Annotated in this window: 21 protein-coding genes; 6 read left to right on the top strand and 15 right to left on the bottom strand. The window is 69.1% G+C overall.

The window, feature by feature from the left end; all coding sequences use genetic code 11:
• Nucleotides 1-51: 51 nt before the first annotated feature.
• The 3 genes from rfbA to CCZ27_RS14035 all read right to left on the bottom strand — a co-directional run bounded on the left by rfbA (nucleotide 52) and on the right by CCZ27_RS14035 (nucleotide 5,861).
• A complete protein-coding gene (rfbA, locus tag CCZ27_RS14045) occupies nucleotides 52-930 on the bottom strand; it encodes a glucose-1-phosphate thymidylyltransferase RfbA (protein WP_096449133.1) in 879 nt (292 codons plus the stop codon).
• Nucleotides 931-1,092: 162 nt separating this feature from the next.
• Nucleotides 1,093-2,181 carry a dTDP-glucose 4,6-dehydratase gene (gene rfbB, locus CCZ27_RS14040; RefSeq protein ID WP_385960929.1) on the bottom strand — a complete coding sequence of 363 codons (1,089 nt, stop codon included), beginning with the start codon at nucleotides 2,179-2,181 and terminating at the stop codon, nucleotides 1,093-1,095.
• A 116-nt stretch (nucleotides 2,182-2,297) separates the two neighbouring features.
• Nucleotides 2,298-5,861, bottom strand: coding sequence for a VanZ family protein (locus CCZ27_RS14035; protein ID WP_096449131.1), 3,564 nt, complete (start codon nucleotides 5,859-5,861; stop codon nucleotides 2,298-2,300).
• Nucleotides 5,862-6,010: 149 nt separating this feature from the next.
• Between CCZ27_RS14035 and CCZ27_RS14030 the strand changes: the two genes are divergently transcribed.
• Entirely contained in the window at nucleotides 6,011-6,505 is a 495-nt protein-coding gene (locus CCZ27_RS14030) for a hypothetical protein (RefSeq protein ID WP_157748586.1), read from the top strand.
• Nucleotides 6,506-6,577: 72 nt separating this feature from the next.
• Here the strand turns inward: CCZ27_RS14030 and CCZ27_RS14025 are convergent, their stop codons facing one another.
• The 4 genes from CCZ27_RS14025 to CCZ27_RS14010 form a co-directional block, all read right to left on the bottom strand.
• Nucleotides 6,578-7,831 carry a pyridoxal-dependent decarboxylase, exosortase A system-associated gene (locus CCZ27_RS14025; protein ID WP_232516417.1) on the bottom strand — a complete coding sequence of 418 codons (1,254 nt, stop codon included), beginning with the start codon at nucleotides 7,829-7,831 and terminating at the stop codon, nucleotides 6,578-6,580.
• 109 nt (nucleotides 7,832-7,940) lie between these two features.
• Complete coding sequence (locus CCZ27_RS14020) at nucleotides 7,941-8,336, bottom strand: HEPN domain-containing protein (RefSeq protein ID WP_096449128.1); 396 nt, start codon at nucleotides 8,334-8,336, stop codon at nucleotides 7,941-7,943.
• Entirely contained in the window at nucleotides 8,329-8,643 is a 315-nt protein-coding gene (locus CCZ27_RS14015; RefSeq protein ID WP_096449126.1) for a nucleotidyltransferase domain-containing protein, read from the bottom strand. The genes CCZ27_RS14020 and CCZ27_RS14015 overlap by 8 nt, the downstream gene beginning before the upstream one ends.
• A 112-nt stretch (nucleotides 8,644-8,755) precedes the next feature.
• Nucleotides 8,756-10,339: an acyl-CoA ligase (AMP-forming), exosortase A system-associated gene (locus tag CCZ27_RS14010; RefSeq protein ID WP_096449124.1), complete on the bottom strand. Its 1,584-nt coding sequence runs from the start codon at nucleotides 10,337-10,339 to the stop codon at nucleotides 8,756-8,758.
• A gap of 109 nt (nucleotides 10,340-10,448) precedes the next feature.
• Here CCZ27_RS14010 and CCZ27_RS14005 point away from each other — a divergent pair, with 109 nt between their 5' ends.
• Nucleotides 10,449-10,700 (top strand): phosphopantetheine-binding protein, encoded by a 252-nt coding sequence (locus tag CCZ27_RS14005; protein ID WP_096449122.1) that lies wholly within the window; start codon nucleotides 10,449-10,451, stop codon nucleotides 10,698-10,700.
• A gap of 134 nt (nucleotides 10,701-10,834) precedes the next feature.
• Here the strand turns inward: CCZ27_RS14005 and cysQ are convergent, their stop codons facing one another.
• Entirely contained in the window at nucleotides 10,835-11,617 is a 783-nt protein-coding gene (cysQ, locus tag CCZ27_RS14000) for a 3'(2'),5'-bisphosphate nucleotidase CysQ (RefSeq protein WP_232516416.1), read from the bottom strand.
• Nucleotides 11,618-11,800: 183 nt separating this feature from the next.
• Here cysQ and cysD point away from each other — a divergent pair, with 183 nt between their 5' ends.
• Both cysD and cysN read left to right on the top strand, forming a co-directional pair.
• Nucleotides 11,801-12,718 (top strand): sulfate adenylyltransferase subunit CysD, encoded by a 918-nt coding sequence (gene cysD / locus CCZ27_RS13995; RefSeq protein WP_096449120.1) that lies wholly within the window; start codon nucleotides 11,801-11,803, stop codon nucleotides 12,716-12,718.
• Nucleotides 12,719-12,799: 81 nt separating this feature from the next.
• Nucleotides 12,800-14,716 carry a sulfate adenylyltransferase subunit CysN gene (gene cysN / locus CCZ27_RS13990; protein WP_096449118.1) on the top strand — a complete coding sequence of 639 codons (1,917 nt, stop codon included), beginning with the start codon at nucleotides 12,800-12,802 and terminating at the stop codon, nucleotides 14,714-14,716.
• 60 nt (nucleotides 14,717-14,776) lie between these two features.
• Here the strand turns inward: cysN and CCZ27_RS13985 are convergent, their stop codons facing one another.
• Complete coding sequence (locus tag CCZ27_RS13985) at nucleotides 14,777-16,198, bottom strand: DHA2 family efflux MFS transporter permease subunit (RefSeq protein WP_096449116.1); 1,422 nt, start codon at nucleotides 16,196-16,198, stop codon at nucleotides 14,777-14,779.
• 60 nt (nucleotides 16,199-16,258) lie between these two features.
• Between CCZ27_RS13985 and CCZ27_RS13980 the strand changes: the two genes are divergently transcribed.
• Nucleotides 16,259-16,687, top strand: a complete 429-nt coding sequence (locus tag CCZ27_RS13980; protein WP_157748585.1) for a MarR family winged helix-turn-helix transcriptional regulator — start codon at nucleotides 16,259-16,261, stop codon at nucleotides 16,685-16,687.
• An 86-nt stretch (nucleotides 16,688-16,773) separates the two neighbouring features.
• Here the strand turns inward: CCZ27_RS13980 and argB are convergent, their stop codons facing one another.
• The 6 genes from argB to CCZ27_RS13955 form a co-directional block, all read right to left on the bottom strand.
• Complete coding sequence (gene argB, locus CCZ27_RS13975; RefSeq protein ID WP_096449112.1) at nucleotides 16,774-17,676, bottom strand: acetylglutamate kinase; 903 nt, start codon at nucleotides 17,674-17,676, stop codon at nucleotides 16,774-16,776.
• A gap of 167 nt (nucleotides 17,677-17,843) precedes the next feature.
• Nucleotides 17,844-18,035, bottom strand: coding sequence for a YgaP family membrane protein (locus CCZ27_RS13970; protein WP_096449110.1), 192 nt, complete (start codon nucleotides 18,033-18,035; stop codon nucleotides 17,844-17,846).
• Between the two features lie 145 nt (nucleotides 18,036-18,180).
• Nucleotides 18,181-18,873 carry a Crp/Fnr family transcriptional regulator gene (locus tag CCZ27_RS13965; protein ID WP_096449108.1) on the bottom strand — a complete coding sequence of 231 codons (693 nt, stop codon included), beginning with the start codon at nucleotides 18,871-18,873 and terminating at the stop codon, nucleotides 18,181-18,183.
• Nucleotides 18,874-18,957: 84 nt separating this feature from the next.
• Complete coding sequence (xth, locus tag CCZ27_RS13960; RefSeq protein ID WP_096449106.1) at nucleotides 18,958-19,725, bottom strand: exodeoxyribonuclease III; 768 nt, start codon at nucleotides 19,723-19,725, stop codon at nucleotides 18,958-18,960.
• A gap of 137 nt (nucleotides 19,726-19,862) precedes the next feature.
• Nucleotides 19,863-19,994 carry a hypothetical protein gene (locus CCZ27_RS24550; RefSeq protein ID WP_269769075.1) on the bottom strand — a complete coding sequence of 44 codons (132 nt, stop codon included), beginning with the start codon at nucleotides 19,992-19,994 and terminating at the stop codon, nucleotides 19,863-19,865.
• A gap of 66 nt (nucleotides 19,995-20,060) precedes the next feature.
• Nucleotides 20,061-20,876 carry a sulfite exporter TauE/SafE family protein gene (locus CCZ27_RS13955; protein WP_096449104.1) on the bottom strand — a complete coding sequence of 272 codons (816 nt, stop codon included), beginning with the start codon at nucleotides 20,874-20,876 and terminating at the stop codon, nucleotides 20,061-20,063.
• A gap of 268 nt (nucleotides 20,877-21,144) precedes the next feature.
• On the opposite strand from CCZ27_RS13955, the gene CCZ27_RS13950 reads away from it, so the two are divergent.
• Nucleotides 21,145-21,969, top strand: a complete 825-nt coding sequence (locus tag CCZ27_RS13950) for a polysaccharide pyruvyl transferase family protein (RefSeq protein WP_096449102.1) — start codon at nucleotides 21,145-21,147, stop codon at nucleotides 21,967-21,969.
• Nucleotides 21,970-22,002: the final 33 nt, after the last annotated feature.

Below are 22,002 nucleotides of genomic sequence, written 5' to 3'. Positions count from 1 at the left end.
GTGCGTGTCGCGCTTGGCGCGACGCTGCCGATGCCTGTCGCGGGAGCGCGGTCATCTCGCCGGACCGTGCGCGAGTATCCGCTGCAGGTACTTGCCGTAGCCGGTATTGCCGAGGACGTCGGCCTCCCGGGCGAGCTGTTCGCCCGACAGCCAGCCGTTGCGGTAGGCGATTTCCTCCAGGCAGGCGATCTTCAGGCCCTGGCGTGCCTCGATGGTCTGGACGAAGTGGCTGGCTTCCATCAGGGAATCGTGGGTGCCGGTGTCCAGCCAGGCGAAGCCGCGGCCGAGCACGCTGACGTGGAGGTCGCCGCGCTGCAGGTAGGCGTTGTTGACATCGGTGATCTCGAGTTCGCCGCGGGCGGAGGGCTTGACCTGTCCGGCGATGCGGACGACGTCGTTGTCGTAGAAGTAGAGGCCGGTGACGGCGTAGCTGGATTTCGGCACCCTGGGTTTTTCCTCGATGGAGACGGCCTTGCCGCCGGCATCGAACTCGACCACGCCGAAGCGCTCCGGATCGTTGACGTGATAGCCGAAGATCGTGGCGCCGCTCCCGCGCGCGGCGGCTTCGTGCAGGATGGCGCTGAAGCCGTAGCCGTAGAAGATGTTGTCGCCCAGGATGAGGCACACGCTGTCCTTGCCGATGAATTCCTCGCCGATCAGGAAGGCTTGCGCGAGGCCGTCGGGCGACGGTTGTGCGGCGTAGGCGAGCGAGATGCCGAAGTCGCTGCCGTCGCCCAGGAGCTTGCGGAAATTGGGCAGATCGTCGGGCGTGGAAATGACGAGGACCTCGCGGATGCCGGCCAGCATCAGTACCGACAGCGGGTAATAGATCATCGGCTTGTCGTAGATCGGCAGCAACTGCTTGGAAACCCCGCGCGTGATGGGGTGCAGCCGCGTGCCGGAGCCGCCGGCGAGGATGATGCCTTTCATTGCTTGCTCCAGGGGATGGCGCGCCATTTTCGCCTCGGCGCAGTGACGCGGCGGTGAATTATGCATCCGGCAGCCGTACGCGAAGTCTTGCTGCCGGTGTCGGCCGGGCATCTCTCGCGGCGGGGGCGCCCGGGCGTGATCGAGCGGCGGACGATGCTCCGCTCAGCCTTGCCCCAGCCTTCCCAGCCGGTATTCCCCGCTCAACACCCGCCGCCACCACGCCTCGTTCCGCAGGTACCACTGCACCGTCCTGCGGATGCCGCTGTCGAAGGTCTCCTGCGGCGTCCAGCCCAGTTCGCGCTGGATCTTGGAGGCATCGATGGCGTAGCGGCGGTCGTGGCCTGGGCGGTCCTTGACGAAGGTGACGAGGTCGCGGTAGCGGGCGACGCCGGCGGGCTTGCCGGGCGCGAGTTCTTCGAGCAGGTCGCACAAGGTCTCGACCACTTCCAGATTGCGCTTCTCGTTGTGGCCGCCGATGTTGTAGGTCTCGCCGGGGCGGCCGCGGCCGACGACCTGCACCAAGGCGCGGGCGTGGTCTTCCACGTACAGCCAGTCGCGGATCTGCGCGCCGTCGCCATACACCGGCAGCGGCTGGCCGTGCAGCGCGTTGAGGATGATGTGGGGGATGAGCTTTTCCGGGAAGTGGAAGGGGCCGTAGTTGTTGGAGCAGTTGGTCACCAGCGTGGGCAGGCCGTAGGTGCGCTGCCAGGCGCGCACCAGGTGGTCGGAGCCGGCCTTGGAGGCGGAGTAGGGCGAGCTGGGCGCGTAGGGCGTGGTCTCGGTGAACAGGTCGTGCGTGCCGGCGAGGTCGCCATAGACCTCGTCGGTGGACACGTGGTGGAAGCGGAAGGCGTCCCGGTCCGCCTGCGGCAGCGCCTGCCAATGGCTGCGCGCGGCTTCGAGCAGGGTGTAGGTGCCGACGAGGTTGGTCTCGATGAAGGCGGCCGGGCCGTCGATGGAGCGGTCGACGTGGGATTCGGCTGCCAGGTGCATCACCGCGTCGGGGCGGAATCCGGCGAAGACCGCCGCCAGCGCCGGTCCGTCGCAGATGTCGATCTCGTGGAAGCGGTAGCGCGGCGAATCGGCCACCCCGGCGAGCGATTCGAGGTTGCCGGCATAGGTGAGCTTGTCCACGTTGGCCACCTCGTGGGGCGTGTCCCGGATGAGGTGGCGCACGACGGCCGAGCCGATGAAGCCGGCGCCGCCGGTGACGAGGATGCGCATGAAGGGTTCTCCGCGGTTCGACTGCATGCTGCCCGCTTCCGGGGCGGGGACGGGATATCCGCCGCGGATTATCGCATCGGCGGCCGATGGAGGCTCCGCCGCCGCGGACCCGGCCATCCGCCGACGCGCGGCCCCGGTCCTGCTCAGCGGGGGGCGAGGAGGTGTCTTCGGGCGCCGTCCGATCCGACGACCTCGATCTCCACCCCCTGCGTACCGGGCCGGTACCACCAGCGCGTGGTGCGCTGCGGTCCGATCACTTCGGCGCCGACGCGGCCGCCGTCCTCCAGCCGGTGCACGACGGCCTGCGGCGTGTGGCCGGCGAGCGTGGGCAGCATGACGACCAGGAACTGGTCTTCCTTCGCCTCGCTCGGCGGCATCAGCTCGATGCGCCAACTGCCGGGCTCCGGGCGGCCGGGGCCGGTCTTCTGCATGGCTTCGCGCACCCTGCCGCCGTCGTCGTAGTTCTTGCCATCGACGAAGAACTCGAAACCGGGGCCGCCGATGACGTTCAGCAGCGGCTTGCGCGGCAGCAGCACGTGGCCGAGGAGCTGGCCGCCGCCGTGGCCCGGCTGCGCGCTGGCGGCGATGAACAGGCTGAAGGTGTCGGCGCCGGCGAGCGGCGGTTCGATCGCATGCAGCAGCCAGCGCTTGCGGAAGGCCGCGTCGGTGGCGACGACGTCGTCGAACACGACGATGGCGTCGTTGGCGCGGTCGTAGCCGAACACCCGCCACAGGCGCTCGACCCGCTTCGTGCGGTGGGCGAAGGTGCCACGGCCGGACTGGCTGTTGGTGTAGGCCGGGGTGAGGTCGGCGACGGCGACGACGAGGTCGTCCTCGTCGAGATGCTGGACGATGCGGCCGGTGTGGTAGGTGTCGCGCCGCTTCTGCCACTCGGCCAGGTCCAGCGGCGCCGCCTCCACCCCCCAGCCCGAGCCGATGCGGCGCTGGCCGCCGTCGTTGGCGTAGTGGCGCGGATTGCCGGCGTCGAAGCCGGGGCCGGGCATCACGTCGCCCGGGTCGGTGACGGTGACGAGGTTGTGCGCGATGCTCTGGTAGGTGTAGTTCATGTGGTGGTCCGAGCCGTAGGCCGGGCCATAGAGGCCGCTGTCGATGGCGAGTTCGCCGCCCTTGTAGATCGTGAACGCACCCTGGTCGAGATGGCTGTGCGACCAGAAGTTGTCGCCGGCCTTGAAGCTGACGTAGGTGGCGTCGGGCGACCAGTCGCTGCGCGCCACGAGCATGCCGATGCCGTCGAACAGGCGCGCCGGCGGCAGCGCCCCGGCGGCGTGCGGATCGATCGGCGAAGCGTCCGACAGCGGTCCCCACGGCCAGCCGGTCGGCACCGGCCCGCGCTGCGGCGGCGCCAGCGCATAGGCCGCCGCGTGGCGGTATTCGAGCGCGAGCGGCACGGCGTCGGGCGGCTGGCGCAGGAAGTGCGAGCCGTCGCCCCAGCGGTACTGCGTGCCATCCGGCCGCGTGCGATGGACGAGGAAGTCCAGGAAGCCGCGGATGCCGGGTTCCGTGTCGAAGAGATCCTCGCCGGTGGCGGCGCGCCACATCGCCGGCAGCGTGTAGATGGCCTGGCCGATGCCGATGGCAACGTACTCGCCGCCCTCGTGCCAGCCCCCGTTGCGCCCGAAGACCTGCCGCCACACCGGCAGCACGCGGTTCTTCCACAGTTCGTGCGTGAAGGTCATGTAGGCCCCGCCGCGCGGATGGTCGCGGTACAGCGCGATGGCGCAGGCCATCAGCGCCTGCAGCGGCGCGTTGTAGAGGTAGACGTTGTAGGGCGAGAGCTGCTCCTTGCGGATGACGTCGATGACGTAGTCGCAGCCCTCGGCGAGCTTGTCGCGCAGGGACTCGCGCTCCGGCACCGTCCATTGGTCGTACAGCCAGTCGTAGGCCAGCGCCAGGGGCTTGACCTGGGCGTGGCCGCGTTCCCAGAACCGCAGCGCCATCAGCTTCTCGTGGGTGCGGGCGAGGTCGACGCTGTACGGTTTCACTGCGGCGGCCAGGATGGCCGCGTCCACCGCGCCGGGGTTGGTGCGGGCGATGTTGGCGATCTGGCCGAGATAGCCCGGATTGCGGGCCTGCAGCAGGGCGATGTCGCCCGGCGACGGATGCGGCAGGCGCGGGCGGGCGAAGCGGAATTCGGGCAGATCGACCGGTGGGATCGCCGACGGCGGAGGGTAGGTGGCGGCTGCCCCGTCGAGCGGACCGGCGGGCGGCGCGGACGGGACGGTGGTGGCCACGACGGCGAACAATGCGGCGACCGGCAGCACTGCGCCGAGCAGCACCGGCCGCCAGGCCGTCGCGCCGCGGGCGGCGGGCGGTGCGGGGCGCGTCGCCGCCTGGCCCGGCGCCTCCACCCAGGCGGCGCCATGCGCCAGGAGCCGCCGCACGACCCAGTGCAGGCCCCATGCGCTTGCCGCGGCGATCAGCAGGTTGGTGGGGTCGGGGCGTGTGCCGACCGAGAACAGCTTCAGCAGTTCGATGGCGAAGCACAGCACCAGGGTGAAGAGGACCGCGCCGATGGCGGCGCGCCGCGGCGTGGCCGGCCAGCCGATGGCCGCCGCGACCCCGACCGGCGCGTAGCTGCCGGCGACGAACAGCAGGCTGCGCACGGCGGCGGTCTCGCTCGTGTAGTAGTGGTAGTAGAAGGGCAGGAAGCGCAGCCCGTCGAGCTTTTCCAGCGCCGCCCATTCCGGCTGCAGTTGCAGCGGCAGCAGGCCGTTGAGCGCAAGGGCCAGGCCGATATGAACCGGCAGCAGCATGAGAATGACGCGCCGCGCCGCTGCCGGCGAGTAGTCCAGCCAGCGGCGCGGATGGCTGCCCGCCAGCATCACGCCCCAGGCCCCGCCCAGGGCGCGGGTGAGGACGGAGACGAGCTGCGTGGTGCCCGACGCGAGGACGATCTGCACCGCCTCGACCACGAGCCCCAGCGCCGCCCCGGCCGCCAGACCCCACACGGGCGCCATCGCACGGACGCCGCCGCGGCCGGCCCGCGCCAGGACCAGCAGCAGCCCGAACGGCACCACCAGCAGCGCCTCGACCAGCAGCTTGACGCTGCAGGTGAAGCCGCTGCCGCAGGACAGCCCCGGCCCGATGCCGAAGCTGTCCGGCCTGGCGAGCTTGGCCGCGAGTTCGCCGGACGAAACCAGGAAGTCGTAGGGGAAGAAGCTGAGCCCCAGGTAACCCAGCGCATACAGTGCCAGCAGCGCGCGGATGCTGTGCGTGCCGCCCGCGGTGAAGCGCTCCCACATCGCGGCCACCCGCCTGCCGGACACGAACCACAGCCCGGCGCCGAGCATGGTTCCGATGCCTTCCGCGAGCAGGTCGTTGAGCGACACCGTGCGCGGCGGAAAAAAGAGCTGCAGGAATTCGATGCCGGCGGCGAGCGCCAGGCAGGCTCCCAGCACGACGCCCAGCAGCACGATGCGCAGGCCGCGGGCCGCGCGCAGGGTCCATACCGCGCCGGCGGCGAAGTAGGCGAGGACGACGTACAGGAGGATGTTGGCCACCCAGTCCGCCCGCGACCCGACGCCCAACTGCAGCCACGGCGTGTGCAGGAACTGCTGCCAGGCGTTCGGGTTGGGCCTGAATTCGAGCGGAACCAGGCTGCCGTAGGTCACGAACACTGCCCAGGCGATGGCCAGCCGCGCGTGTTGCCACGCACGTGAGGCGGGCTGGTGTGGATTGGTGCTCATCGTCCGCATGAATTCGTTAACGACCGCTGCAATTGTCGTACGGGATGCGGCAAACTGCGAACGTTGTCGTCGGGCTGGCGCAGCGGAACGGGTTCTCCAGGCCGGGGCACGCGTGGGATTCCTGGTGCGGGCGATTGCAAGGAGTGGTCATGGATAGGACGAGTGTTTTGGTGGGGCTCATCGCGCTGGGCTCGCTGGCCGCGTCGGGCCAGGCGATGGCGGCGTGCCCGGGCAAGCAGCCGGTCAAGCCCGAGCTGCTCGAGGGCCATACGCTGTGTACGGCGCGTGGCAAGGACGCCTGGCAGGAGTATCACGAGCCGGGCGGCAGGCTGATCGACTACAAGATGGGGCCGAATGACAAGGTCGACCCGACCAAGCAGGTCGGCACCTGGTCCGCGAGGGGGGAGCGGGTGGTCTACACTTTCGGTTCGAGCACCTCGAACTACAGGGTGTTCGAGAACGGCGGCGCGAGCTATTGCATGGAAGGCAGCGACGGCGATTTCTCGGTGACGTTCAGGAAAGGGCTGAGCAAGTGCGCGGGCACCGCACCGGTGGCGCTGGCCCGGGGCGATCAGCGCTCCGACGACCGGGGCCGGGACGACCGCGGCCGCGGCCGAGACGATCGTCCCGGCCCGCGCTTCTGATCCGGCGGGCGGCCGTTCCCGGGTTTGCGGCGGGCGCAGGCGGGTAACTCCAGCCCGGCGGAGCCCGCCCGATCAGACCAGCGCTTCCGCCACCGCCGGATGGCTGAGAAAGCCGCCCGGGCTCGCGGTGGCGCCGTAGGCCCCCGACTGGAAGACCACCACCAGATCCCCCGGCTGCGCGTCCGGCAGCGGCATGCGGTCGGCGATCAGGTCGAGCGGCGTGCATAGCGGGCCGACCACCGAAACCGGCGCGGCGGCCGCAGCCTCGTCCATCCGGTTGCCGATGGCGACCGGATGGTTCTTGCGGATCACCTGGCCGAAATTGCCGCTCGCCGACAGGTGGTGATGCAGCCCGCCGTCGGTGACGAGATAGACCTGGCCGCGCGACACCTTGCGGTCGGTCACCCTGCATACATACACGCCGGCCTCGCCGACCAGGTAGCGGCCCAGTTCCAGCACGAGTTCCGCGCCCGGCAGCCTTTGTGCGGCAGTCTGCGCGATTTCCGCGAGGCTGGCGGCGATGGGCGCCAGATCCAGCCGCGTGTCTCCCGGAAAGTAGGGGATGCCGAAGCCGCCGCCGAGGTTCAGCACCTTGACCGGCGCGGGGGCCGATCCGGCCAGGCGCAGCGCCAGCGCGAGGCTCTTCTGCTGCGCGTCGGCGATGGCTTCGGCCTTCAGGTTCTGCGAGCCGGCGAACAGGTGGAAGCCCTCGAAGGCGAGGCCGGCGCGGCCGATCCCGGCCAGCAGCGCGGGCACCTCTTCGGCATCGACGCCGAAGGGCTTGGGGCCGCCGCCCATCTTCACCGCCGAACTCTTCAGCTCGAAATCCGGATTCACGCGCACCGCGACGCGCGCCGGCAGCCCGAGCGCCTGCGAGGCGCGCGCGAGCACCGGCACCTCGCGGAAGGATTCGACATTCACCAGGATGCCCGCCGCCACCGCGCGGAGGAGTTCCGCGTCGCGCTTGCCCGGGCCGGCGAAGCTGATCTCGCGCGGGTCGGCGCCAGCGTCCAGCGCCACCGCCAGTTCGCGCTCCGAGGCGACGTCGATGCCATCGACCAGCTGCACCATGTGCCCGACCAGCGCCGGCATCGGATTGGCCTTCATCGCGTAGTGCAGTTTGACCGACGCCGGCAGCGCCGCGCGCAGTTCGGCGACGCGCCGCGTCAGCAGGCCGCGGTCGTAGGCGTAGAACGGCGTCTGCCCGACGCGGGCGGCCAGCCGGCAAAGCGGAATGCCGCCGACGACGAGTTCGCCGTTCTCGACCGGGAACTGGGACATCGGGGCGTGGATGGGGGCCGTCTTGGCCGGGGGATGATTGCTCATTTCGGACGGTTCCTCGGCTTCACGATTCTGCGAGGGGAAAGCGGGCAGGTGCCCTGGGTATCCAGGCGTCACCTCTTGTGTTCGTACGATAGTCCTTTGCTGCCGGGCTCTAGCGCAGCAGGCTCGCCCTTACCGCCAGGACGATTTGCTCCGCGAGGTTTGCCGCATGCCGGACTTCATCGACATCCGGGTCCGGCACGTCCGTCGGATAGCGGAACTCGGTTGCGAACGGCGTCAGTTCCTCGCAGGCGTCTCTCAGCGAAATCAGCGTCGAATCGATTGCGATGCAGCGTTCGACAAGGGCGCGCAGGTCGTGCGTCTTGGGGATGGGCGTGTCGGTGATCGCGATCAGCGCCTTGAGCGCCTTTTCGGCCGCCTGTTGGCAATGGTAGGCGGCGGAGGCGGGAAACGGGTCCGGATCCGCAAGCAGCTTGCGTGCGGCGCCGAGGTCGTCGCGGGCGCGCAGCAGCCAGTTTTCCGCTTCGCGCTCGAGGTCGTCACGCATCCAGGCGTTTCCCTTCGTTCAGGGCCCTGAAGAGCAGCGACGAGCGCGTGTGGTTCACCGCTTCGATCTCGGCCTGAGTGCGGACGATGATGTCGCACGGCACGGTCAGCCCCCGCAACGCCCTGTGCGCCCTGACGGCGCGCCTGTGCGGGGTTTCGTCGGAGTCGGGCACGATGACGAGCAGATCGACGTCGCTGTCGTCTCCCGGCGTTCCCCATGCGTGGGAGCCGAACAGGATGATCTGCTCCGGATGGAGCGCGGCCGCGATGCGTCGTGAAATTTCCTGCAGGACTTCGTTGCTGAGCATGACGTGCTCTTTCTGGTCGAATTCGCGGGCAATGTTAGCACCGTGGGCACTGCGACGACCCGACACGGCGATCGAGGCCGTCCCGGAGGTCCGGTGCCGCCAGCGGGGCCGGCTAGATCGTCGATGCCGCCAGCGCCTTCCTGTCGATCTTGCCGTTCGGATTGCGTGGCAGCGTGCCTTCACGTATCTCGATGCGCACCGGCACCATGTAGGCCGGCATGCGCCGGCGGCATTCGGCCAGCAGCGCGGCGGCGTCGGCCGTGGCGCCGGGCGGCGGCGTGACGACGGCGACGATGGCCTGGCCCAGCGTGTCGTGCGGGATTCCGAAAGCGGCGCATTCACCGACCAGCGCGGTGGCGTAGAGGATCTCCTCGACTTCGCCGGGGCTCACGCGGTAGCCGGAAGTCTTGATCATCTCGTCGCGGCGGCCGATGAAATACAGGAAGCCGTCCTCGTCGCGGCGCACGGTGTCGCCGGAAAAGACCGCGATCTCGGGCAGCACCAGGCCGCCATCGCGGCCGGCGACGGCGTGCGGCAGCGGGCGGTAGCGCTCGGCGGTCTTCTCCGGGTCGTTCCAGTAGCCCATGCCGACCAGGGCGCCGCGCTGCACCAGTTCGCCGGGTTCGTTGGGTGCGCATTCACTGCCGTCCTCGCGCAGCACCAGCACCTCGGCGTTGGGAATGGCCTTGCCGATGGAGTCCGGCCGGCGGTCGGCTTCCTCCGGCGGCAGGTAGGTGGCGCGAAAGGCTTCCGTGAGTCCGTACATCAGGAAGGGGCGGGTGTGCGGCAGCCTGGCGCGCAGCGCGGCGAGCGTGTCGTGCGGCATGCGGCCGCCGGTGTTGGCGATGTAGCGCAGGTGTCCGGTCACCGTCTGCGGCCAGTCGAGCTGCGCGAGCTGTATCCACAGCGGCGGCACCGCGGTGAGGCCGGTGACCTGCTCGCGCACCACCGCGTTCAGCACGTCGCGCGGCAGCAGGTAGTTGAGCAGCACGACGCGGGCGCCGGCGTGGAAGGCGGTGGTGAGCTGGGAGAATCCGGCGTCGAAGGACAGCGGCAGCGCGGCGAGCAGCGTGTCGCCGGCGTGGTTGCCAAGGTAGCCGGCGACGCTCTGGGCGCCGATCACCATGTTTCGATGCGACAGCACCACGCCCTTCGGGCGTCCGGTGCTTCCCGAGGTGTAGAGGATGGCCGTCATGTCGCTGTCGATGACGCGGTGCCCGGCGTGCGGCGGCGCGTCGTCCAGTTCGGCCCAGCGATGCACCGAGGCGCCGGCCACGGCGGGAAGTTCCCGCGGGTCGCCGACCACGACCACCTGGCGCAGATCGTGGCAGGCAGCCAGCGTCGGCAGCAGCAGGGCGAGACGCTCGGCGCTGGTGACGAGCACGCGCACGTTGCAGTCGCGCAGGATGTAGCCGACCTGGTCGGGCTTGAGCAGCGGATTGACCGGCACGAAGGCGCCGCCGGCCGCGGCCGCGCCGAAGCAGGCGGCGACGAATTCGGGGCGCTTGTCCAGATACACCGCGACCCGTTCCGCGCGCGCCAGGCCGAGCGCCATCAATCCGCTGGCGAAGCCCTCGCACCGGCGGGCGAGTTCGGCATAGGTCAGCGCCGACTGGCCGCTGGTGAGCGCGACGCGTTCGGCGGCGCGCTCGGCGGACGACAGGACGATCTGGTGCAGCAGGGTGGCGGGGGGCATCGGCGGGCTGGATCGAGTCGCATTACACCACCCTGAGTATAATGCTGCGTTCTTGAAACCGGCCGCGTCGCGGCGCGCCGGTCGTGTTGGGTTTGGAGAACCGGTTCCCTTGAATATCCAGGAAGAAATCCTGTCGCTGCTCGACGAGACGCTGAGCCTGAATGGCCGCGGCCTGAGCTTCGACGCCGATACCGCGCTGCTGGGCAACCTGCCGGAGCTTGATTCCATGGCCGTGCTCGCGGTGATCCACGCCATCGAGGAGCGCTTCGGCATCGCCGTGCCGGACGACGAGATCGACGGCAGTTCGTTTGCCACCGTCGGCTCGGTGGTGGAATTCGTCAGCCGCCTGTCGGCGCACTGAGGGGCGGTACATCAGGGGACGGCGATTCGCACCGGTGCCGCGGGGCCGGATGCACGGTCGGGCGGCCGGTTGCCGGAGGAAAAGGGAAGACCGTTGCCCGCACCACCGGCCGCAGTCGCCGCGAAGGGGCGGAATCAGCCGGTCAGGCCCTCGGCGGCGAAGTGCGGGTTGTCGAAGCCCGGCTTGCCATAGGTGAGCCTGCTGCCGTCCAGGCGGGTGACGCTGCCGCCGGCCGCGGTCAGCACGGCGTGTCCGGCGGCGATGTCCCATTCCATGGTGCGGCCCAGGCGCGGATACAGGTCGGCCTCGCCGGCGGCGATCAGGCACAGCTTGAGCGAGGAGCCGGCACTCTTGAGCTGGGCGACCTTGCGTCCGGCGAGGAAGGCATCGAGCGCGGCAGCGTCGCCGTGCGAACGGCTGGCGACGACGGTGAGCCCTTCGAGCGGCGGCCGGCGGCATTTGATCGGGCGGCGGCCGATGCAGTTCTCGATGAAGGCGCCGCAACCGGCCGCGCCGGCAAAGGTCTTCTTCAAGGCCGGCGCATGCACCAGGCCCAGCACCGGCTCGCCGTTTTCCACCAGCGCGATGTTGACGGTGAATTCGCCGTTGCGGCTGATGAACTCCTTCGTGCCGTCGAGCGGGTCGACCAGCCAGAAACGCTCCGCCACGCTGGGTATCCGGCCGGCGGCGAAGGCTTCTTCGGCGACCACCGGCACGCCCGGCAGCAGGGCGTCGAGCGCGGGGACGATCAGCGCCTCGGCGCGCTCGTCGGCTTCGGTGACGGGCGAGGCGTCGTCCTTGCCGCGGACGGTGAAGTCGGTTTCATACACGGCCATCACCACATCGCCCGCGGCGCGGATGATGGGAAGCAGGTGCTCGATGAGATCGAGGCGTTCGGCACAGGACGCGTTCGTCACGGCAGAAATCCGGTTTGAATCATTGCAGACGCCATTTTAGCGATCGCCTTTATATTCAGCGCGGCAGGAACGCGGTTTAATAGCGGCCTTTCGGGAAATATTTCCTCCTCACGTCAAAGTCGTTCTCCCGCAATCGTCCGCGAAGGGCGAGCATCGCGGCAGATCGATCAGCCCATCCCGCCCATGCCGAACATCGACCCGACAACACTGACCCACCTGCAACGCCTGGAAGCCGAGAGCATCCACATCCTGCGCGAGGTGGTGGCCGAAGCGGACAATCCGGTGATGCTGTACTCCATCGGCAAGGACAGCGCGGTGATGCTGCACCTGGCGATGAAGGCGTTCCATCCGGCCCGGCCGCCGTTTCCGCTGCTTCACGTCGATACGCGCTGGAAGTTCCGCGACATGTACGCGTTCCGCGACCGCATGGTGGCCGAACTCGGCTTCGACCTGCTGGTGCACATCAACCCCGAGGGCATCGAGAAGGACATCAACCCCTTCACCCACGGCTCGGCCATCCACACCGACATCATGAAGACCGAGGGGCTCAAGCAGGCGCTCGACAAGTACGGCTTCGACGCGGCCTTCGGCGGCGCGCGGCGCGACGAGGAGAAGTCGCGCGCCAAGGAGCGGGTGTTCTCGTTTCGCACCGCGGGCCATCGCTGGGACCCGAAGAACCAGCGCCCCGAGCTGTGGAAGCTCTACAACGCCAGGAAGCACAAGGGCGAGTCGATGCGGGTGTTTCCGCTGTCGAACTGGACCGAACTGGACATCTGGCAATACATCTACCTCGAGAACGTCCCCATCGTGCCGCTGTACTACGCGGCGGAGCGGCCGGTGGTCGAGCGCGACGGTACGCTGATCATGGTCGACGACGAGCGCATGCCGCTCCTGCCGGGCGAAGTGCCGATGCGGAAGAAGGTGCGCTTTCGCACGCTGGGCTGCTACCCGCTCACCGGCGCGGTGGAGTCCGAGGCCGACACGCTGCCGGCCATCATCCAGGAGATGCTGCTGACCCGGACATCCGAGCGCCAGGGCAGGGTGATCGACCATGATTCGGCCGGTTCGATGGAGAAGAAGAAACAGGAGGGCTACTTCTGATGGGCCCCCACACTCACATTCGTTCGTTGCCCCCGCGGGGGCGAAGGCCTCCTTTGGGGCGGCCCTGCAGGAGGCCTGCTGATGGCACACGTATCGGATCTCATCGCTACCGACATCGAGCAGTACCTGAAGGCGCACGAAAGGAAGAGCCTGCTGCGCTTCATCACCTGCGGCAGCGTAGACGACGGCAAGAGCACGCTGATCGGCCGCCTGCTGTACGAATCCAAGATGCTGTTCGAGGACCAGCTCGCCGCGGTCGAGGCCGACTCCAGGAAATGGGGCACGCAGGGCGAGGAGATCGACTTCGCGCTGCTGGTCGACGGACTCGCCGCCGAGCGCGAGCAGGGCATCACCATCGACGTCGCCTACCGCTTTTTCTCCACCGACAAGCGCAAGTTCATCGTCGCCGACACGCCGGGCCACGAGCAGTACACCCGCAACATGGTCACCGGCGCCTCGACCGCCGACGTGGCGATCCTGATGGTCGATGCGCGCAAGGGCATCCTCACCCAGACGCGGCGCCACAGCTACCTGGTGTCGCTGCTGGGCATCCGCCACATCGTGGTGGCGATCAACAAGATGGACCTCGTCGACTACGCCGAGAAGACCTTCCGCGCCATCGTCGAGGACTACGCCGCCTTCGCCCGGCAACTCGGGCTGCAGGACGTCACCTTCATCCCGATGTCCGCCTTCAGGGGCGACAACATCCTCGCGCCCAGCGAGCACATGCCGTGGTACCACGGCACCACGCTGATGGGCTACCTGGAGACCGTCGAGATCGACGATGCGCGCATGCAGCGCGAACCCTTCCGCCTGCCGGTGCAGTGGGTCAACCGCCCCAACCTGGACTTCCGCGGCTTTGCCGGGCAGGTGGCCAGCGGCGTGATCCGCCCGGGCGACCGCGTCCGCGTGCAGCCCTCGGGGCGCCAGAGCACGGTGGCGCGCATCGTCACCCGCGACGGCGACCTGGCGCAGGCGGTGGCCGGCCAGTCGGTGACGCTCACGCTCGCCGACGAGATCGACATCTCGCGCGGCGACGTCATCTCCACCGTGGACGCACCGGCCGAGGTGGCCGACCAGTTCGAGACCACGCTGGTGTGGATGCACGATGAGCCGATGCTGCCGGGCCGCCCGTACCTGATGAAGGTCGGCGCCAAGACGGTGACGGCCACCGTCACCGCGATCAAGCACCAGGTCAATGTGAACACGCTCGAGCACATCGCCGCCAAGAAGCTCGAACTGAACGGCATCGCCGAGTGCAACCTGAGCCTGGACCGGCCGATCGCCTTCGACCCGTATCCGCACAACCGCGACACCGGCGGCTTCATCCTGATCGACCGGCTCTCCAGCAATACGGTGGGCGCGGGCATGATCAACTTCGCGCTGCGCCGCGCGCACAACATCCACTTCCAGCACGTGGACGTGGACAAGGCCGCACGTGCGGCGATGAAGGGGCAGAAGGGCTGCGTACTGTGGCTCACCGGCCTCTCGGGTGCGGGCAAGTCGACGATCGCCAACATGGTCGAGAAGAAGCTGCACGCGATGGGGCGGCACACCTACCTGCTCGACGGCGACAACGTGCGCCACGGGCTCAACAAGGACCTCGGCTTCACCGACGCCGACCGGGTGGAGAACATCCGGCGGGTGGGCGAGGTGGCCCGGCTGATGGTCGATGCGGGGCTGATCGTGATGACCGCGTTCATCTCGCCGTTCCGCTCGGAGCGGCGCATGGCGCGCGGGCTGCTGGAGGCCGACGAGTTCGTCGAGATCCACGTCGCCACGCCGCTGGCAGTGGCCGAGGAACGCGACCCCAAGGGCCTGTACAAGAAGGCGCGCCGCGGCGAACTGAAGAACTTCACCGGCATCGACTCGCCCTACGAGCCCCCGGAAACGCCGGAACTGAGCATCGACACGACGGCCTGCACCGTCGAGGAGGCGGCCGACCAGGTGCTGGCCTACCTCGAGCAGCACGGCCTCATCGCCGGCCGCGCGCCCTGAGCAGTCCGCCGCGGCGCCGGGCGGGAGCGGCGCCGCGGCTCGCTCCCCGGGGATCCGTGTTCAGCGCGGCGCCTTCTCCTTCATCAGGCAGGCCGCCGCGAGCGCGACCAGGAACACGCCCGCGATCATCATGAAACCGTCGGCGTATGCGCCGGCGACGCCGTCGGCCGCTCCTGCGCGGACGGTTTCGCGCCACGACACGAATACCGCGGCCATCGCGATTCCCAGCACCCCGCCCAACTGCCGCACGTAGCTGATCACCACCGACGACTGGCTGAGGTGGTGCGGCTCCAGGTGCCTCAGCGTGGCCATGCTCAGGGCCGGCAGGATGAGGCCGAGGCCGACGCGCCCGAGGATGGTCGCGGCGATGATCTCCAGATAGGTGATGTGCCCCGCCACCACGCCGAAGAACACGAACGACAGGCAGAACAGCACGAGGCCCGCGATCGTCACCGCCTGCGGCGAATGGCGGTCGGCCATGCGCCCCGCCAGCGGAATGGTCAGTGCCAGCACGATCCCCGACGGCAGCAGCGCCGTGCCGGCCGCGGTGGCCGAGAAATGCAGCGCATGCTGCAGGAACACCGGGATCAGGTAGGACGAGCCGAACAGCCCGAAACCGTAGGCGAAGGACACCAGCGTACCCATCGAAAAGGAACGCCGCCGGAACAGGCCGATGCTGATGATGGGATGCCTCGCCCTGCGCGCGTGCAGCACGAAGCCGCCGACGGCCAGCGCCGCGAGCCCGAACTGGAGCAGCGTCCAGCCCGCCGCCGGCCCGCTGTGCTGCAGGCTGGCGATGCCTTCGACGATGGCCAGCGTCGACACCGTCAGCAGGGCCACGCCGGGCCAGTCGAACTTGTGGCGGACCACCTCGCGCGGCAGCGGCAGCAGGTAGAGGCCGAGCAGCCCGGCGAGCAGGCAGGCGGGCAGGTTGATCAGGAAGATCGCCGGCCAGCCGAAATGGTCGAGCAGCACGCCGCCCAGGCTGGGTGCGACTGCCGGCGCCAGCACGATGCCGAAGCCGAGAATGCCCGATGCGCGGCCCTGGCCCCGGTCGGGGAAGAGGCGCACGACGGCCAGCGTGCCCATCGGCTGCAGCACGCCCGCCGCCATCCCCTGCAGGATGCGCATGGCGACGACGAGCCGGTAGTCCGTTGCAAGGCTGCCGGCGATGCTGGTGACCGCGAGCAGCACGATGGCGCCGAGGAAGAGCTTGCGAAAACCCAGGCGGTCCAGGATCCACGGCGTGGGCAGCATGCCGACCGTCATCGCCGCCATGTAGCCGGTCATCGTCCATTGCACCTGTTCCTGGCCGAGGCCGAATTGGCGCATCAGGGCGGGCACGGCGACGCTGAAGCTGGTGGTCGACAGCACGCCGGCGATCACGCCGAGGCCGGCGACGAGCAGGACCAGCCACTTGTAGCGCTTGCCATGGCGTTGCGACAAGGCGTCGAAGGATACGGCGCGGGGCAGCGGATACATCTGGACGGATCGGCAGGCAGAAGGCAACATGTTAGCAGTAAAATAATTAGCATGCTAACAATGAAGCCGAAGCGGGAAGAATTCGCCGTGATGCTGTATCGCTGCGCCGTCGTCTGGCGGGGCCGGGTCGACGAGCGGTTGCGCCCGTGGGACATGAGCTATTCCACCTGGCGCATCCTGAAGCTGCTGCTCGCGGCGGAGCAACGCTACAACCAGCGCAGCCTTGCCGCCGGCATCGGCGTCGAAACGCCGACCCTGGTACGGCTGCTGGACCGCATGGAAAAGCTCGGGCTGGTGCGGCGCGAGCCGGACGGGCGCGACCGGCGGCAGAAACACGTCGACATCACGCCCGACGGCCGGGCCCTGATGGCGCAGATCGACCCCGAGGTGCTGGCCGTACGCGAGCAGATGCTGTCCGGGCTGGCGGACGCCGAACTGCAGGCCGGCGTCGAACTGCTGGCGAAGATCCTGCGCAATGCAACGGTCTGAACTTGCCTCCGGTGCCTGGGCGCCGCGCACTGGGCAGGGCCGGCACTGGGCGGCCGCTGCCCGCCCGGACGCAGGGCCCGACCGGCTTACTTGCTCTTGATCATCGTGCCGACGCCGTGGTCGGTCAGGATTTCGAGCAGCAGGCAGTGTTCGACGCGGCCGTCGATGATGTGCACCGACTTCACGCCGTTGCGCGCGGCATCCAGCGCCGAGCCGATCTTGGGCAGCATGCCGCCCGACAGCGTGCCGTCGGCCACCAGTTCGTCGATCTGGCGCGGCGTGAGACCGGTGAGCAGCTTGCCGGCCTTGTCCAGCACGCCCGGCGTGTTGGTGAGCAGCACCAGCTTTTCCGCTTTCAGGATCTCGGCCAGCTTGCCGGCGACGACGTCGGCGTTGATGTTGTAGGTTTCGCCGTCTTCTCCCACGCCGATCGGCGCGATCACCGGGATGAAGTCGCCCTGGTCGAGGAAGGCGATCAGGCTGGGGTCGATCTGCGTGATCTCGCCGACCTGGCCGACGTCGATCACGTCGCCCTCGGGCGCGTCGAGCTTTTGCATCAGCAGCTTCTTCGCGCGGATGAAGCTGGCGTCCTTGCCGGTGAGGCCCACCGCCTTGCCGCCGTGCTGGTTGATCAGGTTGACGATTTCCTTGTTGACCTGGCCGCCCAGCACCATCTCGACCACTTCCATGGTCTCGGCGTCGGTCACGCGCATGCCCTGGATGAATTCGCCCTTCTTGCCGACGCGGGCGAGCAGGTTCTCGATCTGCGGGCCGCCGCCGTGCACCACCACCGGGTTGAGGCCGACCAGCTTGAGCAGCACCACGTCGCGCGCGAAGCAGTCCTTCAGGTGCGGGTCGGTCATCGCGTTGCCGCCGTACTTGATGACGATGGTCCTGTCGAAGAAGCGCTTGATGTAGGGCAGAGCCTCGGCAAGGATCTCGGCCTTGAGTGCGGGCGTGACGCCTTGCGGCGGAGTGGTGTCGGTCATGGTGTTCCTCTGGCGGGCTCGAAAAGGGCATGCCGGGCGTGGCGGCCGCGGACTCCGCGATTTTAATGCGCCGGCGCCGGGCCGGCACCATCCGGCGGCGGAGCGCGGGCAACAAAAAAGCCGGGTCGCCCCGGCTTTCGCGGCAATGCCCGGCAGCGGGCGGAGAACTACGGCTTCTTCAGCGGGCAGGTGTTCATGCCGAACAGCGTATAGGCCGGGCACCAGCCGAGCAGGCCGGTGGCGAGCGGAACCACGCCGATCCACGCCCACACCGGGCCGCCCATCAGGGCCCAGATCACCAGCGCGATGCCCGCCAGGATGCGCACGACCTTGTCGATGCCGCCAACGTTCGTCTTCATGTGATGCTCCTCGGGGTAGTGAAGTGGACCCATTGGAGCATGGCGGGGGACCGCGGGTCTGTAACCGCGGTTACACAGCGCGCCGGCGACTGGCTGCCGCGTTTCCCGCTTCCCCGTTGCGCGAGCGCGCGGCAGGCGGGTCTGCTCACGAGTGGCGCGCTTCCCCGGCGGCGAGCCGGCGCAGGCCGGGTGCGTCGAGGATCTCGATCTGCTCGCGCGACAGCCGCACCAGGCCCTGGTCGGCGAAGCCCTTCAGCAGGCGGCTGACGATCTCGCGCACGCTGCCCAGTTCGTCGGCAAGGTGCTGGTGGGTGACCCGCAGCGTGTGCCCCTTGCCCAGCAGCAGGGCGGCCAGGCGCTGGTCGAGCTTGCGGAAGGCGACCTCGTCGATCAACTGCATCAGGTCGGCGATGCGATCGGCAAACAGGTGGAACACGAAGCCGCGGAAGGCGGGCTCGCCGAGCAGGTCGTCGAACACCGCCTTGGGCAGCAGCATCAGCAGCGTGTCGCTCTCGGTGACGCCGCGTGCGTTGTAGTCTTCGTGGCCGAGCAGGCAGGACGACGAGATGATGCAGGTCTCGCCCGGGCTCACCCGGTACAGCGGCAACTCGCGGCCGCTGGGTGCGCACTTGGCGACGCGCACCGAACCCTCGACGACGAATGGAAAACCCTCGCAGGACTGGCGGTCGTCGAACAGCAGGGCGCCGGCGGGCATCTTCAGCCAGCGCGCGCTGGCCTGCAGTCGGGCGCGCGCAGCCGGCGACAGCGCGCCGAGCACGGGATAGAGCGCGCCGAGCCGGCCGTCGCTGCCGGGGGCGGGGACGGTGTCCGCAGCCATTTCAGTACGCGCCGAACCGCCTCGAGCGTACCGACGCCCCCTCGAGGAGCAGCGAACGCACCGAGCGTGGGGGTCGTTCCATTTTCAGGTCTCGAGTTCCAGCACCACCGGCGCGTGGTCGGACGGGCGCTCCAGCCGGCGCGGCGCCTTGTCGACGACGCAACTGCGGCAGGCGTCGCGCAGCGCCGGCGACACCAGGAGATGGTCGATGCGCAGGCCGAAATTGCGGCGGAAGGCCAGCATGCGGTAGTCCCACCACGAGAAGCTGCGCTCGGGCTGTTCGAACAGGCGGAAGGCGTCGACCAGGCCCAGGCCCTGCAGCGCGCGGAAGGCGGCGCGTTCCGGTTCGGACACGTGGATCTCGTCCTTCCAGTCGGGGTGGGCGTCGCGGTCTTCCGGTGCGATGTTGAAGTCGCCGGCCAGCACCAGCCGCGCGTGGGTCTTCAACTCCTCGCGCAGCCAGTCGGTGAGCGCGGCGAGCCAGCGCAGCTTGTAGTCGAACTTGTCCGAGCCCACCGCCTGGCCGTTGGGAAAGTAGCCGCACACCACCCGGACGCCGCCGATGGTCGCCGCGATCAGCCGCCTCTGCGCGTCCTCGAAGCCCGGGATGTTGCGCACCACGCCGGCTTCGTCGATCGGCGCCGGGCTCAGGATGGCGACGCCGTTGTACGTCTTCTGCCCGGTGAAGACGGCGTGGTAGCCGGCGGCTTCGAGTTCGGCGACCGGGAAGGCCCTGTCCTCCAGTTTGAGTTCCTGCAGGCACAGCGCGTCCGGCCGGTTGGCGGCGAGCCAGTCGAGCGCCTGGGGCAGGCGCACTTTGAGGGAGTTTACGTTCCAGGTGGCGATTTTCATGGTATGGGCGATTTATTTTGATTTCAGTCGCTTGCGTGGATGGTTTGCCTGATTTCTCGCTCTGGCCATCCATCTGGCTATCCGCTTCCGGGGCGCTGCGGGTGTGGCGCCAGTGTCGCGCGGATGCCGCCATGGTATCAGCGGACGGTCTTGTTCCGCTCGATCCCCGCCGGCGCGTTTGACCTGGGCCGAGCAATCCAGTTGCCGCTGGAGGGCGGCTGGCCGGCGTCTGGCTCGCGCATTTCCGGCGTGCCGTCATAGGTCGCCATCCACCGCCGTTCGATCGAATGAACAGAGCCCGTGCCAAGGTGGCATGGCCGGCCGTTTGACAGGCGTTACGCGAAGGCCATGACGATCGACACCGCCACGGCGAGAGCGGCGAAACTTTGCTGCAGTCGGGGGCCGGAGATGCGGCCGGCGACCGTGCGCCCGAGCACCATGCCGAGCACCGCCCCGCCGACGAAGGGCAGCACGGCGGCCAGCGGTACCGTCCGCCCATGCAGCAAGCCGCTGAGGAAGGTGCCCGAACTGGTCAGCGCGATGGCCATCAGCGACGTGGCCACCGCGGAGTGCATCGACAGCGGCACCGTCGCGCGCAGCGCCGGGACGATCACGAAACCGCCGCCGACGCCGAGCAGGCCGGAAAGAAAGCCGGTGCAGGCGCCGATGAGCGACATCGTCACCGCCACCGCCTGCGTCCAGACCAGGCGCCCGGTCGCCGGATTCACGCTGCCGACCCTGCCCCTGGAAGACCGCCCTTCGCCCGCCACCGCCGAGCGCACGACGGCGGCGTCCTCGCCGCAGCGCCGCGCGGCCAGGAACATGCGCACCCCGACGATGGCCAGCACGAGCGAGAAGATCTTCGTCAGCGTCGGCTGCGGCAGCCGGTCCGCGAGGCCGATGCCGGCCGGTGCGAAGAACGTGCCGACGAGCGCCATCAACGTCGCCGCGCGGTAGCGCACATAGCTGTGCCGCCAAGCCAGCGCGGCGCCGACGGCGGCCGAGATCGCCACCGCCAGCAGCGAAGCGGTCGACGCCTGCGTGATTGGCCAACCCAGGCCGGCCATCAGCAGCGGCACCGCGAAAATCGATCCACCCGCACCGGTCAGGCCCAGGACCAGGCCCACCGTCAATCCGATCAGGATGCTCATGGCCCAAGCATACCGCCGGCACGAGAGCGAGGCACGCGGCGATCCGGGACCACCGTGACGTCCGGCGCGGTCGCTTCCTCGTCGTGCCGGCCGGCTCGCGGCCGGCGCCGGTGTTATGATTTCGGCATGGGTGCTCGTGCTGCTGCTGTGGCCGGCCTTCCGCCGCGGCGCTGCCGGCACCCTGCGCAGCCGCGCATTGCTGCGTGCCGAGCGAGGCGCCAGAAGAACGGAAATACCGGCAATGGACCGGAAAGGAGTCGGACCCCCAATGCTGTACAAGATCAGGAACCTGCTGCGGCGGCCTCCTCCGAGGATGCCGCCGGCCATCATGCCCCACGGGCTGCCCTACGGGCATGTCTCGCTGTTCCACTGGCGCCCGGCGGACGGCAGCGTGAACTTCGGCGACCATCTTTCGCGGATCGTCGTCGCGCGCGTGCTCGGCACGCGCGGCATGACGCTCGACGACGAGGTCGGGCAGGCCGCGAGGCTGCTGGCGATCGGCTCCATCCTGCATTTCGCCGGCGACGGCGACATCGTGTGGGGCTCGGGCATCAACGGCAAGGTGCCCGAATCCAGCTTCACCGCGCGCCGCCTGGACATCCGCGCCGTGCGCGGCCCGCTGACCGAGGAATTCCTGCGCCGCCGCGGCCACGCCGTGCCGATGGTGTTCGGCGATCCGGCGCTGCTGGTGCGCCACCTGTTCCCCGAGCGCTTCCGGCCGACGGGCGAAAGGCCCTATGTGTTCGTGCCCAATCTGCACGACCTGAAGCTGGTGGCCGATTCGCCGCACGTGGTTTCGCCGCTGGCGGGCTGGAACACGGTGATCGCGGAGATACTCAAGGCGCGCCTGGTGCTGGCCAGTTCCCTGCACGGCCTCGTCATCGCCGAGTCCTTCGGCATCCCGGCCCGCTACGTCCGCCTTTCCGAGACCGAAAACCTGTTCAAGTACCTGGACTACTACTACGGCACCGGGCGCAGCCGCTTCGACTACGCGACGTCGATTCCCCAGGCGCTGGAAATGGGGGGAATGCCGTCGTTCGGCTTCAATCCCGGCCCGCTGCTCGCCGCCTTTCCGTGGGACCTGTGGCTGTGAGGTGCCGTCGCCGGGGCCGCCTGCGGGCGGCTA

The organism is Thauera sp. K11 (assembly GCF_002354895.1).
Taxonomy (GTDB): Bacteria; Pseudomonadota; Gammaproteobacteria; order Burkholderiales; family Rhodocyclaceae; genus Thauera; species Thauera sinica.
Note: the sequence above shows the minus strand (reverse complement) of the source record. Positions and strands in the feature narration are given on the sequence as shown.

Excerpts from the sequence above, each read along its gene's own strand:
- rfbA (WP_096449133.1), bottom strand. The coding sequence starts at position 930 with ATGAAAGGCATCATCCTCGCCGGCGGCTCCGGCACGCGGCTGCACCCC.
- rfbB (WP_385960929.1), bottom strand. The coding sequence starts at position 2,181 with ATGCAGTCGAACCGCGGAGAACCCTTCATGCGCATCCTCGTCACCGGC.
- CCZ27_RS14035 (WP_096449131.1), bottom strand. The coding sequence starts at position 5,861 with ATGAGCACCAATCCACACCAGCCCGCCTCACGTGCGTGGCAACACGCG.
- CCZ27_RS14030 (WP_157748586.1), top strand. The coding sequence starts at position 6,011 with ATGGATAGGACGAGTGTTTTGGTGGGGCTCATCGCGCTGGGCTCGCTG.
- CCZ27_RS14025 (WP_232516417.1), bottom strand. The coding sequence starts at position 7,831 with ATGAGCAATCATCCCCCGGCCAAGACGGCCCCCATCCACGCCCCGATG.
- CCZ27_RS14020 (WP_096449128.1), bottom strand. The coding sequence starts at position 8,336 with ATGCGTGACGACCTCGAGCGCGAAGCGGAAAACTGGCTGCTGCGCGCC.
- CCZ27_RS14015 (WP_096449126.1), bottom strand. The coding sequence starts at position 8,643 with ATGCTCAGCAACGAAGTCCTGCAGGAAATTTCACGACGCATCGCGGCC.
- CCZ27_RS14010 (WP_096449124.1), bottom strand. The coding sequence starts at position 10,339 with ATGCCCCCCGCCACCCTGCTGCACCAGATCGTCCTGTCGTCCGCCGAG.
- cysD (WP_096449120.1), top strand. The coding sequence starts at position 11,801 with ATGCCGAACATCGACCCGACAACACTGACCCACCTGCAACGCCTGGAA.
- cysN (WP_096449118.1), top strand. The coding sequence starts at position 12,800 with ATGGCACACGTATCGGATCTCATCGCTACCGACATCGAGCAGTACCTG.
- CCZ27_RS13985 (WP_096449116.1), bottom strand. The coding sequence starts at position 16,198 with ATGTATCCGCTGCCCCGCGCCGTATCCTTCGACGCCTTGTCGCAACGC.
- CCZ27_RS13980 (WP_157748585.1), top strand. The coding sequence starts at position 16,259 with ATGAAGCCGAAGCGGGAAGAATTCGCCGTGATGCTGTATCGCTGCGCC.
- argB (WP_096449112.1), bottom strand. The coding sequence starts at position 17,676 with ATGACCGACACCACTCCGCCGCAAGGCGTCACGCCCGCACTCAAGGCC.
- CCZ27_RS13970 (WP_096449110.1), bottom strand. The coding sequence starts at position 18,035 with ATGAAGACGAACGTTGGCGGCATCGACAAGGTCGTGCGCATCCTGGCG.
- CCZ27_RS13965 (WP_096449108.1), bottom strand. The coding sequence starts at position 18,873 with ATGGCTGCGGACACCGTCCCCGCCCCCGGCAGCGACGGCCGGCTCGGC.
- xth (WP_096449106.1), bottom strand. The coding sequence starts at position 19,725 with ATGAAAATCGCCACCTGGAACGTAAACTCCCTCAAAGTGCGCCTGCCC.
- CCZ27_RS24550 (WP_269769075.1), bottom strand. The coding sequence starts at position 19,994 with ATGGCGACCTATGACGGCACGCCGGAAATGCGCGAGCCAGACGCCGGC.
- CCZ27_RS13955 (WP_096449104.1), bottom strand. The coding sequence starts at position 20,876 with ATGAGCATCCTGATCGGATTGACGGTGGGCCTGGTCCTGGGCCTGACC.
- CCZ27_RS13950 (WP_096449102.1), top strand. The coding sequence starts at position 21,145 with ATGCTGTACAAGATCAGGAACCTGCTGCGGCGGCCTCCTCCGAGGATG.